This window comes from Thermoanaerobacter brockii subsp. finnii Ako-1, assembly GCF_000175295.2.
GTDB classification, from domain to species: domain Bacteria; phylum Bacillota; class Thermoanaerobacteria; order Thermoanaerobacterales; family Thermoanaerobacteraceae; genus Thermoanaerobacter; species Thermoanaerobacter pseudethanolicus.
This window is the reverse complement of sequence record NC_014964.1, coordinates 1,025,411-1,043,857: the sequence shown is the minus strand read 5'-3', so window position 1 is coordinate 1,043,857 and position 18,447 is coordinate 1,025,411. Positions and strand designations below refer to the sequence as shown.

Here is an 18,447-nt window from a genome sequence, read left to right as displayed (position 1 = left end):
AATAACATCCTTCTGCTTTTTTTTGTAAAACTTACATTTTTTGATTATTCATCACCAATGATATTAAAGCATATCAAAGGTTTTATAAAAATCCGGATACGAAATATTTACACATTCAGCATTTTTTATCTTAGTTTCTCCTTCTGCCATAAGTCCAGCAACCCATAAAGACATGGCAATCCTGTGGTCATTGTAACTTTCCACTGTATTCCCTTTCAAAAATCCCGTGCCTTCTATAATCATCCCATCTTCTGTTTCAAAAATTTTAGCTCCCATTTTCTTTAATTCTGAAGTGATTGTATTTATTCTATTGCTTTCTTTTACTTTTAACTCCTCGGCATCTTTTATCACTGTTTTCCCTTCTGCGAAGACTGCTGCAACTGCTATTACTGGAATTTCATCAATAAGCCTTGGAATAAGACTTCCTCCAATTTCAATTCCTTTTAGCCTTGAAGTCTTAACTGTTATATCCGCTACTTTTTCATTGTTTATAGTTCTTTCATTTGTTAAGACAATGTCTCCTCCCATCTCTTTTATCACATCAATAATACCGGTTCTTGTAGGATTTACATTTACATTTTTTATAGTAACCTCCGAATTTGGAACGAGAGTTGCAGCAACAATAAAATATGCTGCTGACGATATATCCCCTGGTACAATAACTTTCTGCCCTTGTAATTTGTAGCCAGGGTAACAAGTTATTTTTGTGCCATTTACCTCCACTTTAGCACCAAAAGAACTAAACATGAGTTCCGTGTGATTTCTTGAAGGGTAGGGCTCTTCAATAGTCGTTTTATCATCGGCGTAAAGGCTTGCCAACATTATACTGGACTTAACCTGTGCACTGGCAATTGGCATTTTGTAATATATGCCTTTAAGTTTGTTTCCAAAAACCGTAAGAGGTGCAAAATTTCCTTCTCTTGCTTCTATTTTCGCTCCCATCATACTAAGAGGAGTTATCACTCTTCCCATAGGGCGTCTCTTTATAGAATCATCGCCTGTAAGCGTTGTCTCAAATTTTTGACCAGCGAGAATACCCATCAAAAGCCGAATAGTAGTACCCGAATTTCCTACATCAAGAATTTTTTCACTTTTATTTAGATAAAGTCCTTTTCCTTGAACTTTAACATTTGTGCCTTTTAATTCAATGTCAACACCCAAATTTTTCATACAGTTAATAGTAGATATACAATCTTCTCCTAAAAGAAAATTTTCAATCTCTGTAATTCCTTCTGCAATTGACCCAATCATTACAGCTCTATGAGATATTGACTTATCTCCTGGGACAGAGATAACACCTTTTAAAAATCTTTTCTTCTTTACTTCAATATCCATAACAACACCTCAAGTTATAGTGTTTCGATATTTTCTCGCATCTTCAAGAAATTTTTGTATACTCTCAATATCATCATTTTCTAAATAACTAATAAAGTCAGTCAAGACTTCTTTATAATTTTTTAATAAATCTAAAATAATTTCCCTGTTTGTGCAAATTATATCTTTCCATATCTCAGTTTGAGATAATGCAATTCGCGTAGTATCTTTAAAACCACCAGCTGCGTATTTAAAGGCTTCATTACATTTGTTATAAGCAAAATTCGTCAGTATAGCAGAAATGATATGAGGTACATGGCTTATAACTCCCACAATAGTGTCGTGTTTATTATAATCCATTATCATCGGTTTTGCACCTATTTTTATTATTACTTCTTTTATAAACAGATCCAAAACCTCATCATTTGTAGTATCAAAAGGTGTCAACAAATAATTTGAATTGACAAATAAATCTGCATCAGCGTTGTCATAACCTGCTTTTTCTGTGCCAGCCATGGGATGGCCCCCGATGAAAAAAATTTCATCGGGTAAAAATTTTTGTACTTCTTCCATTATGACTTTTTTTGTACTTCCAACGTCAGTTACAATACAGCCTCTTTTTAAATAATGAATTATATTTTTTACGCTTTCAACGACTTTTCCAACAGGTGTACATATAAAAACTATATCAGCATCTACTTGAAAATCGATGTCTGTCACGCCGTAAGAAATTACTCCTTCTTCTAATGCTTTTTGTAAACTGTCTCTATTTATATCAACACCAATAATGTCTATATCTGTGTATTTTTTTAATGCTTTTGCCATTGATCCCCCTATAAGACCCAATCCTACAATAACCGCTTTTTTTATCATGAAAAATCCCGTCCTACCGCTTTAGCGATAACTTTTATATCTTGACATAAGGCTTCAAAATTTTCTGGGGTAAGGGATTGAGCCCCATCGGATAAGGCATTTTTGGGGTCTGGATGTACCTCAATAATGAGTCCATCAGCTCCTGCTGCTATAGCAGCTTTAGCCATAGGAGCTACAAGGTGCCATTTCCCAGTGCCGTGACTGGGGTCAACAACTATAGGCAAATGACTCAATTTTTTTATAGCTGGAACTGCACTTAAATCTAAAGTATTTCGCGTATAAGTTTCAAAAGTCCTTATTCCTCTTTCACAGAGGATAACGTCTTTGTTGCCTTCACTTAAAATATACTCAGCAGCACTTAACCACTCTTCTAATGTTGCAGCAAGTCCCCTCTTCAATAAAACAGGCTTGTTAATTCTACCCACTGCTTTAAGCAATGGGAAATTCTGCATATTTCTCGCACCTATCTGTAGAACATCCGCGTATTGTGCCACTAGTTCAACTGAATGTACATCCATGACCTCTGTCACAATCTTAAGTCCAATGAGTTCTTTTGCTTCCTTAAGCATCTTTAAACCCTCTTCTTCAAGACCTTGGAAAGAATAAGGAGATGTTCTCGGTTTAAATGCCCCTCCTCTTAAAAATTGAGCTCCCGCTTTTTTAACCGCCATAGCACTTTCAAAAAGTTGTTCTCTGCTTTCTACTGCACAAGGTCCTGCCATTATAACTATGTTGTTTCCACCTATTTTTACATCCTCTACTTCCACGATGGTAGGCTCTGGTTTGAAAATTCTGCTGGCGAGTTTGTAAGGCTCCACAATAGGAATGACTTTTTCTACTCCCTCCATCATTTCTATAGCCTTACCTTCTAATTTTTTCTTATCACCTATAACACCTATGACTATTTTTTCTTCACCTTTTGAAATGTGGTAACCTAAACCGAGAGATGTTAAAAGATTTGTAATATCAGAGATTTGCTTATCAGTGGCATCAATATTCATAACAATTACCATTTTCAATTCCTCCATTCTACCGTTCTACTTAAATTTAGGATATGAACCTAATACTTTTAAAAAATCCGTTCTACCTTTTAACTCCTCTAAGGCATCCTTTACTATCTCATCTTCTCTATGCCCCTCAATGTCCACCCAAAAAACATATTCCCCAAGTTTTTTCCTTGAAGGTCGAGATTCTATTTTTGTCATATTAATTTTTTTGTTGGCCAAAACACCTAAAGCGTTATATAAACTGCCTGGAACATTGGGAACAGAAAATACTATTGAGGTCTTGTCTTTACCTGTGACAACCCAATCTTTTTGAGAAAGAATTAAAAATCTCGTATAATTTTCTTTCACATCTTGTATGTTTCTATCAATTATTCTCATGCCGTAAATAACAGCTGCTCTTTCAGGACCTATCGCCACTACTCCGGGTTTAGATTTGACACCTAAGACTGCTTGGGCAGTACTGTCTGTAGCTTTTACTTCCGCATTGGGAAATTTTTTAGATATATATTCCCTGCACTGAGCAATTGCCTGCTGATGAGAAAGTATACAATGTACATCTTTAAATTCAACTGGAGCATCCGAAATCAAGCAATGGGAAATAGGTATTATCACCTCTCCTTTTATCATTATCCCATTTGCGTCGTTTATCAGCATATCTACGGCAATATTTACAGAACCTTCGATAGAGTTTTCAATAGGAATTACTGCCTCTTCGCATAAGCTATTGCTTATACAATTTATGACTTCCGGAATGGTGTTAAACTCTACAACTTCACAGTTTTCAACACCTTGTGTGTATTTTATAACAGCTTCTTCAGAAAATGTTCCTTTAGGACCCAAATAGCCAATTTTCATCCAACACCCCCTTGCAAATTATAATATTAGTGATATTTTAATACTTTGCATAAGTAGAGTCAAGTAAATTTTTCATAAAGTCTAAAAAAGATAAAGAAAAAAGCGGTTACCCGCTTATTTTAAAACTTTTAAGATTTCTTCCTCTTTAACAGTCGTAACTTCAGCTTTTCCTAAACCACGAAGAAGAACAAAATTTATTTTGGCTTCTCTACTCTTTTTATCAAGTTTTATAGCCTCTACGATGTCTTCTTTGTGCAAATCCTCATAATCTGTAGGTAATCCTGTCCTTTGTATTAAAGAAAAAATTCTTTCAAAATATTTTTCATCAATATACCCTAAATTTAATGCAAGTTTACAAGCGTATACCATACCTATAGCAACAGCTTCACCGTGAATATACCTCTCATAACCTGTTAAAGCTTCAATGGCATGTCCTATTGTATGGCCAAAATTTAATATTGAACGCAGGTTTTCTTCTTTTTCATCAAGAGATACGATTTTCCCTTTTATTTCGCAAGATTTTTTGATTATATGCCTTAATTTATCTTCTTCTAAATCTAAAATTTCATAAATGTTGCTTTCAATATACTCAAATAAACTAAAATCCCATATAATACCATATTTGATTATTTCAGCTAATCCACCAAGTATTTCTCTTTTATCTAACGTGTTTAAAACGGCGGTGTCTATATATACCATTTTAGGTTGATGAAAAGCTCCTATTATGTTTTTGCCTTTTTTTAGATTGACTGCTACTTTGCCCCCTACACTGCTATCAACCTGCGCCAACAAAGTCGTAGGAATTTGCACAAAGTCTATTCCCCTCATGTAAGTTGCTGCGACAAATCCCGCTATGTCTCCTACAACGCCTCCTCCAAGAGCTATAACTGAACTGTCTCTTAAAAGTCCATAGTCATAAGCTTTTTCAAGAAGCCTTTGTGCCATTTCCATTGTTTTACTTGTTTCCCCTGCAGGAATAACTTCATATGACACATCAAAACGACTTTTTTTAAGACTTTCATTGAGTTTTTCAAAATACAAAGGATAAACATTAAAATCAGTTATTATAAATGTTTTACTACTTCTTACATGTTTCTTTACTATTTCTCCTAATTTATCAAAAGAATCATAGGCAAAATAAATAGGATAAGACCTTTCTTTTAAATCAATTGTTATAAAATCCAAAGTTCACACCTCACACTTTTTTATTTTAATATTATACATCATTAAAAAGAAAAAGTTAAGCAAAATGAGTAAAACAATATTTCAGCTTAAACTTCTTCTGGCTCTTTATCAAAATAAAAGAGGTACATGTCTTCAAATTCTGGTTCTACTGATTATTAAAAAACAAAAAAGGACAGTCTCTTTTACTGCCCTCTTGATTCATTATAGCATTTTTTCAAACTCATCAAGCAATTTTTCAAAAACATCCAAAGCATCGTTTACTGGTTTTGGAGTAGTTAAATCCACTCCTGCCTTCTTTAAAAGGTTTAAAGGATAATCAGAGCTCCCGCTCTTTAAAAACTCCTTGTATCTTTCTACAGCTTTTTCCCCCTCATTTAGTATCATCTGAGAAATAGCTATTGCCGCAGAAAATCCAGTAGCATATTTATAGACATAGAAATTTCTATAAAAATGTGGGATTCTCGCCCACTCATAGCTTATTCCTTCATCTACTACTATGTCATCTCCATAGTAGAGCTTATTTAATTCATAATATTTTTTGTTTAACACTTCCGCTGTAAGAGGTTCTCCTCTTTCTGCCATTTCGTGTATGAGTTTTTCAAACTCAGCAAACATAACCTGCCTATAGACTGTTCCTCTGAATTCCTCAAAAAAGTGATTTAAAAGATAAAGTCTTTCTTTTTCGTCTTTTGAATTTTTTAAAAGATAATCCATCAGTAGAGCCTCATTACAAGTAGAAGCTACTTCTGCCACAAAAATCTTATATCCTGCATACACATATGGTTGTGTCGCATTTGAATAATACGTATGCAAAGAATGTCCCATTTCATGGGCAATTGTAAATACATCATTTAATTTGCCCTGATAGTTTAAAAGTACATAAGGATGGGTGCCATAAGTTCCCCATGAATAAGCTCCAGAAGTTTTACCTCGGTTTTCATAAACATCTACCCAACGGGAATTAAACCCTTTCCTTAGTAAATTTATGTATTCATCTCCTAACGGTTGTAGTCCTTCTAGCACGAGGTTAATTGCTTCTTCATATGTAAATTTCTTATCATATTCCTGTATCAAGGGCACATACAAGTCATACATGTGAAGTTCGTCTAAACCTAAAAGTTTCTTTTTAAGCCTCACATATCTATGTAATACATCAAGTCTACTATGTACTGTCTCTATAAGATTGTTGTAAACTTCTACACTTACATTATCTTCAAATAGTGAGGCTTCCAATGAAGAATTATATTTCCGTGTCTTCGCGTAGAAAATATCTTTCTTTACATTTCCTGCCATTGTAGAAGCAAAAGTATTTATAAATTTTTTGTATGTGTCATACATGGCGTTAAATGCGGCTTTTCTGACGTTTCTGTCTTTACTCTGCATGAAGCGTACAAAATTGCCATGAGTTAATTCTACTTCTTTGCCTTCTTCATCTTTAATAGTGGAGAATCTCATGTCAGCATTATTCAACATAGTATATACATTTGAAACAGATTCTGCCAATGTTTCTGCTTCTGCTAATATTTTTTCTTCTTCCGATGAAAGTACATGAGGTTTAAACCTGATTAAATCTTCAAGATATTGCTTATAAATCTTTAATTCTTCTAATCCTTCTATCATTTCCATTAATTTTTGTGTATCAATGGATAAAATCTCTGGAGCTATAAAAGAAGTAGCACTCATAACTTCAATATTGAGTCTCATGGCCTTGTCAGTCAAAGCTTGATATTTGGGATTAGTATTATCTTCGTCTCTTCTCATACGGGCATAGGCAAAAATTTTGCTGGCTGTCATCCCAATTTGGTCATTAAGTTTTAGTACCTCTAATAAATTTCTTGAAGTGTTAATTTTGCCTTTAAACTTTACAATTTCTTTTAAAAGCTCTTTTGTCTTGTTATAGTCTTCTTCCCACAAATTCTCATTTTCATATATATCCTCAAGTCGCCATTTATACTTATCTTCAATTTCGCTTCTATCTTTTAAAACCTCCACTTTAATCCCCCCGTTCAACTTTTTCAAATATCTCTTTCTTAAGCCTTATCCCTGTAGGAGTCTTTGCAAGTCCCCCTTCTGCAGTTTCCCTTAAAGCGTAAGGTATAGCTTTCCCTACTTTATACATAGCTTCTACCACTTCGTCAAAGGGTATGACACTGTCCATTCCTGCTATTGCAAAATCAGCGCATATCATAGCATTAAGCGCCCCAAGGGCATTTCTCTTTTCACAAGGGATTTCTACCAACCCTGCAACTGGGTCGCATACAAGCCCTAGCAAATTCATTATAGCAAAAGAAGCTGCCGTCAAACACTGTTCTGGTGTTCCCCCCATAAGTTCTACTAAAGCTGCTGCAGCCATCGCTGAAGCAGAACCTACTTCTGCTTGACATCCCCCCTCAGCTCCAGATAAAGTAGCATTTTTAGCTATTATAATACCTATGCCGGTAGCAGTGAAAAGAGCTCTTGTCATATCATCATCACTTTTGCCAAATTTTCTCGCCACCGTAATAAGAGCTCCCGGAATAACTCCACTGGAACCTGCAGTAGGAGCAGCAACAATTTTACCCATAGAAGCATTTACTTCTGTCACTGCAAGAGCAGAAGCAGCAGCTTTTGCCATTGTTTCACAAGAAAGAGTATTGCCAATGATTATTCTTTCATATAGTTTTTTTGCATCTCCACCTGATAAACCACTTACTGATTTTAAATCTTCATTTAAACCTTTATTAATAGCTTCTTTCATTACTTTGAGGTTATTTCTCATCTTTTGAAAAATTGTATCAAGGTCTTCTCCTGTCTTTTCTTGCTCCGCTAGCACCACAATTTGCGATATTGGTAAGTTAAATTTTTTTGTAAGTTCTAATAGTTCATAACCATGATTAAATTGATACATTTTATACCTCCATTACATAGGATTTATTATTATGGCATTTAAAATTCCATCAATGTTTTTTATGGTTTCTTTTGCAACATCAGGTATTTTTTGGTCTGATTCTATGACCATAATAGCTTTGTCACCTTTTGAATGCCTGTACACTCTCATAAAAGCTATATTTATTTTGTAATCTGCAAAAATTTTAGTGACATTTGCCACTATCCCTGGTCTATCTATGTGATTTGTAATCAACGTTTCATATTCACCAGTAAACTCTACCTCTATGCCATTTATCTCTTTTAAAAGCACATTTCCTCCACCAATAGAACATCCTAAAATGCTGTTTTTCTGTCCACTTTTACCTGTTATTATCATTTTTACAGTATTGGGATGTGGTGATTCTTCGTCACTTTCAGTAAATTTAAACTTTATCCCTTGCTGTCTTGCTATTTCAAAAGAATGAGGCAGTTTCTCATCATCTGGGTCAAAACCTAATATCCCTGCCACAAGAGCCTTATCCGTACCATGTCCCCTATATGTACGGGCAAAAGATTCATACAATACAAATTCCACTTCTGATATATCTTCTTCCACAATTTCACGAGCAATTTTCGCAAGCCTTGCGGCCCCTGCTGTATGAGAACTGCTGGGTCCAATCATCACAGGCCCCATAATATCAAATACACTGTATTCTCTCATACAAAATCCCCTTACGTAAAAGTTTTCTTAACTATATTGTACCTTTAGCCCTATAAAAATGCAATAGAACAACAAGCCAGTAAATCTGACTTATTGCTTTTTTATTTTCAATTTTTTTATATTTAAGGGTTTTAGCTTATTATGCTTGATTAGCACCTCTTTAAAAGCTACGTCAATAGTCGTACCTTTTTGATACTCTAAATATACTTCTTCAAAAAATTCTTTGCCGAATTTTTCAAATAAAAGCTCTATATATTCATCTGTATTTTCTTCATCATATGAGATTTTTCCAAAAACAAAATTTTTGCCCTTAGACCATTTTAACTTCATGATTTTTTACTCTTCCTTTATCAAAACAGCTCTTGTAGGGGAGGCTTCGGCACCTCTAATTTTTAAAGGCGCAGCATATAAGAAATATTCTCCTTCTTCTACATCTTTTAACCGTAGTCCCTCAAGAATAACTATACCTGCTCCTAAAAGAATCTTGTGAGTTTCATGCTCTGGCTGATTTCTCTCAATTCCTAATGCATCAATACCTACACCAATTACACCTTTTTCTTTTAAAAACTGGGCACCGCTTTTATCTAAATAGACAAATTCAAAATCGAAATCCTCTCTAAAAGAATTTCTTGTTTTAAATATTATAAAATCTCCTTTTTGAATGTCTTTACTTGCAAGGTCTTCCGATGTTATTTTATCAGATATATTTGTAAAGTCAAATACTTTACATTTAGTTATAACCTTATTGAGGTCTATATTTTCTACTGTATCTCCTCCCCTAATCATGTGTAGAGGAGCATCAATATGCGCTCCTGTATGCATGTCCATGCTAATACGGGACTCTCTCACATCGCCACTATCAACGGTAATAGTATGTTTAGGCCTTTTTTCTTTTTTATTTTTGTAAACAGTCATATTTTCGTGAATTTCCATCGAAATATCGTATATTTTCATTTAATTTACCCCCTTTTTTTATACATTCCACCACATTCTATTGTCCCTTAGTAACAGCTCACTTGCTTCTTTAGGTCCCCATGTCCCCGGTTGATAATTAGGAAAGTCAGGCGTTTTGTCTTTCCATGCTTCAGCAATAGCATCTACAAACTTCCAAGAATATTCTACCTCATCCCATCGCGTAAATAAAGTAGAATCTCCTCTCATGACATCGTAAAGAAGTCTTTCATAAGCTTCTGGAGAATTACTAGAAATCTGGCAATTTTGACAAAAATCCATATCTACAGGTTGTATGGTGATATCTCCTGCCCCAGGAACTTTTGCATTAAATTGAAGCTTTACACCTTCCTCAGGTTGAATTTTTATAACTAATAAATTTGGCAATAAATTTTTATATTCTTTAAAATACAAGATTCCTGGCAACGGTTTGAACTGTATTACAATTTGTGTAGACTTTTCCGGCATTCTTTTGCCTGTGCGAATGTAGAAAGGTACTCCTGCCCAGCGAAAATTTTCCACATGCACTTTCAAAGCTACAAATGTCTCTGTATTAGAAGTAGGGGAAACTTTGTCTTCTTGTCTATATCCTACATATTGCCCTCTCACAACATTTTTCTCAACAGCCTCGCGAGTAAATATCTCTAAAGACTTCAGAACTTTTACCTTCTCATCTCTTATAGACTCTGTATCGAGATTTACAGGCGGTTCCATTGCCGTTAAAGTTAGAAGTTGCATCATGTGATTTTGTACCATATCTCGTAAGGCCCCAGCTTTTTCATAATATCCACCGCGATTTTCTATTCCGACTGTTTCACTTGAAGAAATCTGAACATTATCAATATACCTTCTGTTCCATACGGGCTCAAAAAATACATTAGCAAATCTAATTACCATTATATTTTGAAGCATTTCTTTTCCCAGATAATGATCTATCCTATAGGTATTTCTCTCTGTAAAAACATCAGTTATCATTTTATTTAATTTCCGCGCCGATTCCAAGTTTTCTCCAAAAGGTTTTTCTATAACCACTCTTTGCCAAGAGGTCTCATTATTTACCATGCCGTGCCTATAAAGTTTTTCAACAATTATACCAAAATATTCTGGAGCTACTGCAAGATAATATATCCTATTGCCTTTTGTATTATATTCTTCATCGAGGTCCTTTAAAAAAGAACTTAGCTCTATATATCCATTATCGTATACAAAATCAAACCTTTTATAAAATATCCTCTCACTTAAATTTTGCCAAACTTTCTCATCAATGTCAAATCTCGAATAATTTTTAATTGACTCTAATACTTCGTTTCTATATTGTTCTTCTGTTCTATCTCTCCTTCCTATGGATACAATAGCAAAATTTTCAGGAAGAATTTTTTGGTATTTCAAATTGTACAAAGCAGGTATAAGTTTTCTGTGAGTTAAATCCCCTGTCCCGCCAAATATAACCATTATATTAGATATATTATTTTTAACCATATAAACCACCTCGTGTTAATTCTTTTCCACCGCATGTCCTCCAAACTCATTTCTCAAAGCAGCTACAACCTTTCCTGCAAAGGTATCTTCTTGCTCTGAACGATATCTCATAAATAAAGACTGTGCAATTACAGGCACTGGCACTTTGAGGTTTAAAGCTTCTTCTACCGTCCAGAGTCCTTCTCCAGAAGAGTGCATTATTCCTTTTATCCCAGATAATTTAGGGTCTTTTTCAAAAGCTTTTTCCATAAGCTCCATAAGCCATCCGCGAATTACTGAGCCATGGCTCCAAACTCTAGCCACTTCTTTTAAATCAAAATCAAACTGACTCTTCTCTAAAACTTCAAAACCCTCTCCTATAGCCTGCATCATTCCGTATTCTATGCCGTTATGAACCATTTTTGCAAAATGTCCTGAACCGTTTTTTCCTGTATGTAAATAACCGTTTTCCGCACTTATATCCCTAATTAGAGGTTCAATATATTTAAAGACCTCATCTTCTGCTCCTATCATGGTACAAGCCCCATGCCTTGCTCCTTCAATTCCTCCGCTTGTTCCAACATCTACAAAATCAATTCCCTTTTCTTTAAGCATCTCATACCTTCTTAAAGTATCTTTATAGTAGGAATTGCCGCCGTCTATTATGATGTCATGTTCTTCAAGCAAGGGAACTAATTTTTCTATCATTTCGTCAACAGGGTCTCCTGCAGGTACCATAAGCCATATTATTCTTCTTCTTTCAAGGTTTTTTACTAAATCTTCAATTGTATAAGCTCCTTTTATTCCTTCCTTTTCAGCCTCTTTTATTTTCTCAGGTGACCTGTTATATACCACTACCTCATGCCCATGGTCTCTCATATTTAAAGCAAGATTAAATCCCATTCGTCCTAATCCAATTAAACCTACCTTCATATAAATCCTCCTTAATAATAATTATTGTTATGTGATATTTTTTACTTGAGGGTGTTATATAATTATATCACACATTTTAAAATTTTAAATGACGAAATTCACATGCTTTCATTTAAAAAGCAGGGAAAAACCCTGCTTAATACCTTTACACTATTATTTTTCCTTGTTTTTATCTGCAATATAACAAAATTTAAAAAGGGACCCATTTTAGTCCCTTTTACCTTATTCTTAAATACACTTTTAAATAATTTATCATATTTTTAGCATTTTCTTCATATGTGTCTATATAAATATTTTTCCCATCAGTTGTATAGCTAAAATCCGTAAAACCTTGATTCATAAGGTACTCTTTTACAGAGTTTTCCCCTAAATCTCCTTGTGCAATAAGGATTTTTTCTCCCACATATTCCCCATTTACATATATACTAAATGTATCTGTCGGTACTTTTAAATTTGCATTTCCATTGTCTGGTGTAACAATTATACCAGGCGCTATGGAATTTTGCCCGTATGGATAATTCAACATTAAACATCACCTCTACTTTATTTTACTCAAAAGAATTTAACATATTCTTAACAAAAAGCGGATTGTTTTATAATCTACAATCATCTATAATAATTTGTGAATAAACAAAAAAGGGGGATGTTACGTGTCAAAAAATAAAAAAATTTTATATTTTATATGCACTGGCAATTCCTGTAGAAGTCAAATGGCAGAAGGTTTTGGCAAATATTATGGAAAAGATGATTTTGAAGTATATAGTGGTGGTGTAGAAGCTCACGGTTTAAACCCAAAAGCTGTACAAGTTATGAAGGAAATAGGAATTGACCTAAGCAATCAAACTTCCGATTTATTGGATGAAAATATCCTTTTTAAAGCAGATTATGTGATAACTTTATGTGGTGATGCAAGAGATAAATGTCCTGCTTTGCCTCCTTCAATAAAAAGCCTCCATTGGGACTTAGAAGACCCTGCAAGAGCAACAGGCACAGAAGAAGAAGTTTTAAATAAATTTCGTGAAATAAGAGATATAATCAAAGAAAATGTAAAAAATTTGATAGAAGACATAAAAAAGCACTCGCACTAATCACGAGTGCTTTTAAATTATAAAATTCCAGCCTCTTCATGTTTTTTCACTATTTCTTCAGCTAACTTATCAAGAGCCTTAAAGTCTTCTTCTTTTGGGAATCCTTTTATGAAAACTGGTGAAATAACCTCTACTTTTAAATTGGTAATCATTTGAGAAAGCTGATCTTGTGCCCTGCTACCCCAATTATAAGAGCCTATAATTGAAACAAACTTTGTCTTCGGCTTTAAAGCATTGGCCAAATAAGTAGCATAAACCACCATTGGATGAGCACCTGTAAGTACTGTTGGAGTACCTATAACTATTGTAGCAGCATCCACTAATGCCATAGCCAATTCACCTATATCTGTAACAGACAAATCAAAAGGCTTTACAATGACGCCCTTTGCCACAAGAACAGTCTGTAGGTATTCCACCATTTTTTTCACACTGCCGTGCATGGTAGAATAAGGTATTACGACTATATTTTTAGGTTTTGCATAAACCCATTCATTATAAGCATCTAAGATAAATTTAGGGTTATTGTACACAGGACCATGACTAGGAGCAATTATATCTATATCCAAATCTTTTATTTTTTCTAAGTCCTTTTCTATAAAGTTTCTAAAAGGCATCATTATTTCTGCATAGTATCTTTTTGCTGCCTCATACACTTTGCACTCATCTGTTGCATAAAGTTCAGAAGTTGCAAGATGGGAACCTAAAAAGTCACACGTAAAAAGGATTTTATCTTCTACAAGGTAAGTAAACATTGTTTCTGGCCAATGTACCCACGGGGCATGTATGAATTTTAACGTCTTTCCTCCTAAATCTAAAGTTTCACCGTCTTCTACAGTAATAAATTTGTCTTCAGGTATTAAAAGTAAATCCATCAAATAAGTTTTTGCTTTAGGGGTACATATCACCTTAGCCTCTTTATATTTCTCAAGGACTAAAGGAATACATCCTGAATGGTCTTGCTCGGCATGATGTGCTATTATATAATCAATTTTTTCTACATCCTTTAACTGTTCCATCAAAATCTCTGAAGTCATCGGATCTACAGTATCTAAAAGGGCTATTTTATCCTTTCCTTCTACCAAATAGGCATTATAACTCGTACCATCTGGCAGGGGTATTAAAGAGTCGAATAATCTTCTTTCCCAATGTACTGCGCCAATTTTACTTACTCCTGGTTTTATAGTCATTGCTTTCATCGATGTCCCCTCCTATTTGTTAATTTCTCAACTATATTATAGCAAATAAACTCTTATAAAAAAACAATTTTCCTTAAAAGGTGTGTGTCAAAAGCTAGTAGGTGAATAATATGCTGACATTTTGCACAGACCCTTAAAAGTTTTTATTATATGCACTATTTTACCAGTATTTTATGACAGCAACTAAAACAATTTGACAAAGAATAATCATCGGTATGCCAAATACAAATAATTTATGTCTTGTCTTATGTCTAAAAAAACACATGCCAATCCATACGCCTATTGAACCACCAAATAGTGCTAAAAAGAAAAAGGTCTTTTCACTTATTCTCCAAAGTTTATGCATCGCTTTATATTTATCAATACCCATTAAAACAAAAGAAAATACATTTAAAGTTAATAAAGCAATCATTGCAATCTTGTTCATTATAACACCTCATAACAATTATACCACTTTATAAAAGGTATAAAAACTCAAAATATAGCTATCATAAAACTATGAAAAATATTGAGAGGTGTTGAAATGGTTACCTTGACTGCATCCCACATAGCATATCTAATAATGATTTTAATTATATTGATTTTACTTTTAATGAGAAAAGATATAATTCTACCCATAATATTAGCAATATTTTTAATTGGATTTCTATCAACTGGAAATATCTTAAAAGCCGTTCAAATACTCTACACTGCAATTTTTGTGTCAGGAAAAAGGCTGTGGCAAATCATAGTAATAATATCTCTTATAATATCTATGTCAAAAGCTTTAGATGACATAGGCGCAGATATAATCATAACAAAACCTTTTATAAAATATTTAAAAACTCCTACTTTTTCTTTTTGGATAATCGGCTTTTTAACGATGTTTTTATCATTTTTTATATGGCCTGCACCTGCAGTGGGCTTACTCGGCACAGTCCTCATCAATCCCGCTTTAAAATCGGGTATTAACAAAATAAGTCTTGCCTCTATTGTTTCAATTTTTGGCTTTGGGGTAGCATTGTCAAGTGACTTTTTCATACAAGGAGCTCCCTCTATAACAGCCAGGGCAGCAGGTATACCAATTCATACATTGATATTGACAAGCTTACCTATTTGGGCTACAGCCTCAACTGTAAGCATTCTTATACTTTATTTTAGCACATTGCAGCAAAGTAAAATACAACAGCAAAACAATCATTTAGATGTTAATAGCATTGACAAACCTTCTCCTCCTTTTAGTAGTTTTGTGGTTTCAATAATCGCAGTAGTACTTTTTATTTTGGATATAATTCTGATGCTCTTATTTAGAATTCACTCTAACGCGGCCACTGCTTTGATAGGAGGAACATCTATAATAGTTTTAATTGCCTCTACAATAGTACAAAAAAATTTTTTAGACAAAACCCGCGAATATTTAAGAGAAGGTTTTATAACTGGAATGAGAACCTTTTCCCCAATTATAGTCATCAGCGCTTTTTTTCTCCTTGGAGAAACAAGCATGGCAAAGGAAGTTATAAGTCCTCATGCAAAAGGATATCTTGTAGATTTAGGAATGTATTTATCTCAGCACATTCCATTAAATAAGTACACTGTTTCTTTATTAGAATTTTCATTAGGAGTTCTGACTGGTTTATCTGGTTCTGGATTCTCAGGCCTTCCTTTAATAGGTGCTATTGCTAAAACAATTTCTTCAACTTTAAATCTAAACCCGGCAATTTTAGCTTCTATAGGGCAGATAGCCGCAATATGGACAGGAGGTGGTACAATAATACCTTGGAGTACCGTAGCTGTTTCTACAGTAATAGACGTAGAAGCCGAAAAAATCGCTAAAAAAAACATGGTACCTGCAATAGCAGGTCTTATAGCAGCATATTTTGTGACAATATTTTTATTATAATTACAAAGCCGAGGACTAAACCTCGGCTTTTAAGATATTCCCCTCATTATCAAATTCATCATACTGTCTTTCTCCTCATTGCTCAACTTTTCCCACGTCGCCTCAAAAATCACCCCCAATCCTGGTATTGCATTTTCCTCTTTGCTGTCAACAACCTCCTGTATAAACCCTTTGATTTCCTCTTTTGTTCTTCCTTTTAAGTTGTCAAGCACAGCTTTTTTTATGTCCATAACATACCTCCAATTGTAAGATTCACTAATATAATACCCAAAACAAAAAATAATAAACAAAAAAGTTCCTAAAAAGGAACTTAAACCTAAATGGCATGGAATAAATATTTAAGAATTAACAAAATTACTATACCAACTATCCCAAAAACTCCTGTAATAAAAGAGGTAATTATATTGACAGGCAAGTAAACCCCAAATAGAACACCAAAAAAATTAAAAAATAAAAGCATCACAAAACCCACTAAGGCATTTAGTACAAACTTTAACATCAATCTCAGAGACTTACCTAAAAGCCATAAAATAAAAACTAATATTAAAATAGCAACAATAAACGAAAAAGTCCCTTCCATCACCATGCAAATCACCTCGCATATCTTGATTACATTATATCATATTTTGCAAATTAAAAATAAATTTAAATTTACATTTTTTTGATTGATTAGTCTTTATTAATCATATAAAATAATAGAGGTTACAAAATTTAAGACAAAGGGGTATGATAATGGAACTATTAATCAAAGCTTTTATAATGGGAATAGTAGAAGGATTAACTGAATTTTTACCTATTTCTTCCACGGGACATCTCATCATCGTAGGAAAATTTATACATTTTACAGGCAACTTCGCCACCATGTTTGAAATCGTCATTCAGTTGGGTGCTATTTTGGCAGTTGTATTCCACTACAGAAAAAAAATATTTGCTTCTCTTAAAAATTTGAAACCCGGAAGTTGGGGATTTAATTTGTGGTTCAAAATCTTTATAGCCTTTATACCAGCAGCTGTCATAGGACTACTTACTCACAAATACATTGAAGAGCATTTATTTTCGCCCTTCACTGTAGCAATTGCCCTCATCGCAGGTGCAATAATGATGATAGTCATAGAAGATACTTTCGGAAAAAGATATAAAATTGACAACATGGACAAAGTAGATACAAAAAAATCTTTGTTAATAGGTATAGCACAAGTTATGTCCCTGTTTCCAGGAATGTCACGGTCGGCGTCTACTATAATGGGAGGTATGCTCGCAGGATTGTCAGTTAAAGCTGCAGCGGAATTTTCCTTCTTTTTAGCAATACCTACAATGTTTGCTGCAACGACTCTTTCTCTTTTGAAGGGCTTTAGCGCCATGTCTTTATTGGAATGGCAAGCCCTGGCAGTAGGCTTTATCACGTCATTCTTAACAGCTTTATTTGTCGTCGATAAATTCTTATCTTATCTTACCAGGCATTCTTTAAAACCTTTTGCTTATTATAGACTAGCTGTAGGTGTATTGATGATATTACTTGTGGCAGAAAAAATAGTAAAATAAATCGAGAGATAGGCCCGTATTGAGGGTCTATCTCTCTTTAAGTCAGTTCCTCATAAGCTTTTGAATACACTTCATAGTCTTTATCACTAAAAAGTATAAATCTCACTTCTTTTATATCGCTACCTTCAAGATAATCAGATACTACTCTTAAAGCTATTTTTGCCGCTCTTTCTATAGGAAAACCATAAGCTCCTGTGCTTATAGAAGGAAAAGCTATAGTTTTTACATTATATTCATCCGCCAATTTGAGGCTTTCTATGTAAGCACTTGCTAATAAATTATCTTCATTATGATTGCCACCTCTCCAAATAGGTCCTACAGCGTGAATCACATATTTAGCCTTTAAATTACCTGCTCCAGTTATAACCGCATGACCTGTAGGACAACCCCCTTGTTTTTCTCTTATAACTCTGCACTCCTCAGCGATAGAAGGGCCACCCGCTCTATGAATAGCTCCGTCTACTCCACCACCTCCAGATAAAGAAGAATTTGCAGCATTTACAATAGCATCTACTTCTTGATCCACAATATTCCCCTTTATTAATTTTATCTTTTCTTTCATTTCATCACCCTATAATTTTTATTTTTATTTTCAATT

21 protein-coding genes are annotated in these 18,447 nt (G+C 34.1%); 3 read left to right on the top strand and 18 right to left on the bottom strand.

The genetic code is table 11. The annotated features are described in order from the left end of the window. Nucleotides 1-63 precede the first annotated feature (63 nt). The 13 genes from aroA to THEBR_RS04970 all read right to left on the bottom strand — a co-directional run bounded on the left by aroA (nucleotide 64) and on the right by THEBR_RS04970 (nucleotide 12,670). Nucleotides 64-1,335: a 3-phosphoshikimate 1-carboxyvinyltransferase gene (gene aroA, locus THEBR_RS05030; RefSeq protein WP_003868616.1), complete on the bottom strand. Its 1,272-nt coding sequence runs from the start codon at nucleotides 1,333-1,335 to the stop codon at nucleotides 64-66. 9 nt (nucleotides 1,336-1,344) lie between these two features. Beyond that, nucleotides 1,345-2,187, bottom strand: a complete 843-nt coding sequence (locus tag THEBR_RS05025; RefSeq protein WP_012269263.1) for a prephenate dehydrogenase — start codon at nucleotides 2,185-2,187, stop codon at nucleotides 1,345-1,347. After that, a complete protein-coding gene (gene aroF, locus THEBR_RS05020; RefSeq protein WP_012269262.1) occupies nucleotides 2,184-3,200 on the bottom strand; it encodes a 3-deoxy-7-phosphoheptulonate synthase in 1,017 nt (338 codons plus the stop codon). Before aroF ends, THEBR_RS05025 begins: the two co-directional genes overlap by 4 nt. Before the next feature lie 24 nt (nucleotides 3,201-3,224). Then, the gene (pheA, locus tag THEBR_RS05015; RefSeq protein WP_012269261.1) at nucleotides 3,225-4,049 is read right to left on the bottom strand and encodes a prephenate dehydratase; all 825 of its coding nucleotides are present in this window, start codon (nucleotides 4,047-4,049) and stop codon (nucleotides 3,225-3,227) included. 114 nt (nucleotides 4,050-4,163) lie between these two features. After that, nucleotides 4,164-5,234: a 3-dehydroquinate synthase gene (gene aroB, locus THEBR_RS05010; protein WP_012269260.1), complete on the bottom strand. Its 1,071-nt coding sequence runs from the start codon at nucleotides 5,232-5,234 to the stop codon at nucleotides 4,164-4,166. Nucleotides 5,235-5,435: 201 nt separating this feature from the next. After that, the gene (gene pepF / locus THEBR_RS05005) at nucleotides 5,436-7,226 is read right to left on the bottom strand and encodes an oligoendopeptidase F (RefSeq protein WP_012269259.1); all 1,791 of its coding nucleotides are present in this window, start codon (nucleotides 7,224-7,226) and stop codon (nucleotides 5,436-5,438) included. A gap of 1 nt (nucleotide 7,227) precedes the next feature. Beyond that, nucleotides 7,228-8,121 (bottom strand): L-serine ammonia-lyase, iron-sulfur-dependent, subunit alpha, encoded by an 894-nt coding sequence (gene sdaAA, locus THEBR_RS05000; protein WP_004404018.1) that lies wholly within the window; start codon nucleotides 8,119-8,121, stop codon nucleotides 7,228-7,230. A gap of 12 nt (nucleotides 8,122-8,133) precedes the next feature. Then, entirely contained in the window at nucleotides 8,134-8,802 is a 669-nt protein-coding gene (sdaAB, locus tag THEBR_RS04995; RefSeq protein ID WP_004404013.1) for an L-serine ammonia-lyase, iron-sulfur-dependent subunit beta, read from the bottom strand. A gap of 90 nt (nucleotides 8,803-8,892) precedes the next feature. Further along, nucleotides 8,893-9,132 carry a hypothetical protein gene (locus THEBR_RS04990; protein WP_003868625.1) on the bottom strand — a complete coding sequence of 80 codons (240 nt, stop codon included), beginning with the start codon at nucleotides 9,130-9,132 and terminating at the stop codon, nucleotides 8,893-8,895. 6 nt (nucleotides 9,133-9,138) lie between these two features. Next, nucleotides 9,139-9,756: a cyclase family protein gene (locus THEBR_RS04985; protein WP_004404010.1), complete on the bottom strand. Its 618-nt coding sequence runs from the start codon at nucleotides 9,754-9,756 to the stop codon at nucleotides 9,139-9,141. An 18-nt stretch (nucleotides 9,757-9,774) separates the two neighbouring features. Next, a complete protein-coding gene (gene zwf / locus THEBR_RS04980; RefSeq protein WP_012269258.1) occupies nucleotides 9,775-11,232 on the bottom strand; it encodes a glucose-6-phosphate dehydrogenase in 1,458 nt (485 codons plus the stop codon). A 15-nt stretch (nucleotides 11,233-11,247) separates the two neighbouring features. Further along, nucleotides 11,248-12,144: a phosphogluconate dehydrogenase (NAD(+)-dependent, decarboxylating) gene (gnd, locus tag THEBR_RS04975; protein WP_012269257.1), complete on the bottom strand. Its 897-nt coding sequence runs from the start codon at nucleotides 12,142-12,144 to the stop codon at nucleotides 11,248-11,250. A gap of 217 nt (nucleotides 12,145-12,361) precedes the next feature. Beyond that, a complete protein-coding gene (locus tag THEBR_RS04970; protein WP_003868629.1) occupies nucleotides 12,362-12,670 on the bottom strand; it encodes a hypothetical protein in 309 nt (102 codons plus the stop codon). A 124-nt stretch (nucleotides 12,671-12,794) separates the two neighbouring features. Between THEBR_RS04970 and arsC the strand changes: the two genes are divergently transcribed. Further along, nucleotides 12,795-13,232, top strand: a complete 438-nt coding sequence (gene arsC, locus THEBR_RS04965; RefSeq protein WP_012269256.1) for an arsenate reductase (thioredoxin) — start codon at nucleotides 12,795-12,797, stop codon at nucleotides 13,230-13,232. Nucleotides 13,233-13,249: 17 nt separating this feature from the next. On the opposite strand, the gene THEBR_RS04960 is transcribed toward arsC, so the two are convergent. Continuing rightward, nucleotides 13,250-14,428 carry an FprA family A-type flavoprotein gene (locus THEBR_RS04960; RefSeq protein ID WP_009052279.1) on the bottom strand — a complete coding sequence of 393 codons (1,179 nt, stop codon included), beginning with the start codon at nucleotides 14,426-14,428 and terminating at the stop codon, nucleotides 13,250-13,252. Nucleotides 14,429-14,588: 160 nt separating this feature from the next. After that, nucleotides 14,589-14,855: a DUF1294 domain-containing protein gene (locus THEBR_RS04955; protein ID WP_003868633.1), complete on the bottom strand. Its 267-nt coding sequence runs from the start codon at nucleotides 14,853-14,855 to the stop codon at nucleotides 14,589-14,591. A 96-nt stretch (nucleotides 14,856-14,951) separates the two neighbouring features. On the opposite strand from THEBR_RS04955, the gene THEBR_RS04950 reads away from it, so the two are divergent. Then, complete coding sequence (locus THEBR_RS04950) at nucleotides 14,952-16,307, top strand: hypothetical protein (protein WP_012269255.1); 1,356 nt, start codon at nucleotides 14,952-14,954, stop codon at nucleotides 16,305-16,307. Nucleotides 16,308-16,336: 29 nt separating this feature from the next. Here THEBR_RS04950 and sspI read toward each other — a convergent pair whose 3' ends face one another. Both sspI and THEBR_RS04940 read right to left on the bottom strand, forming a co-directional pair. Next, entirely contained in the window at nucleotides 16,337-16,537 is a 201-nt protein-coding gene (gene sspI / locus THEBR_RS04945) for a small acid-soluble spore protein SspI (protein WP_003868635.1), read from the bottom strand. An 86-nt stretch (nucleotides 16,538-16,623) separates the two neighbouring features. Then, nucleotides 16,624-16,893: a pro-sigmaK processing inhibitor BofA family protein gene (locus THEBR_RS04940; protein ID WP_009052278.1), complete on the bottom strand. Its 270-nt coding sequence runs from the start codon at nucleotides 16,891-16,893 to the stop codon at nucleotides 16,624-16,626. 146 nt (nucleotides 16,894-17,039) lie between these two features. Here THEBR_RS04940 and THEBR_RS04935 point away from each other — a divergent pair, with 146 nt between their 5' ends. Beyond that, the gene (locus tag THEBR_RS04935) at nucleotides 17,040-17,849 is read left to right on the top strand and encodes an undecaprenyl-diphosphate phosphatase (protein WP_012269254.1); all 810 of its coding nucleotides are present in this window, start codon (nucleotides 17,040-17,042) and stop codon (nucleotides 17,847-17,849) included. A 37-nt stretch (nucleotides 17,850-17,886) separates the two neighbouring features. Here the strand turns inward: THEBR_RS04935 and THEBR_RS04930 are convergent, their stop codons facing one another. Further along, nucleotides 17,887-18,411 carry an O-acetyl-ADP-ribose deacetylase gene (locus THEBR_RS04930; protein ID WP_009052276.1) on the bottom strand — a complete coding sequence of 175 codons (525 nt, stop codon included), beginning with the start codon at nucleotides 18,409-18,411 and terminating at the stop codon, nucleotides 17,887-17,889. Between the last annotated feature and the right edge of the window lie 36 nt (nucleotides 18,412-18,447).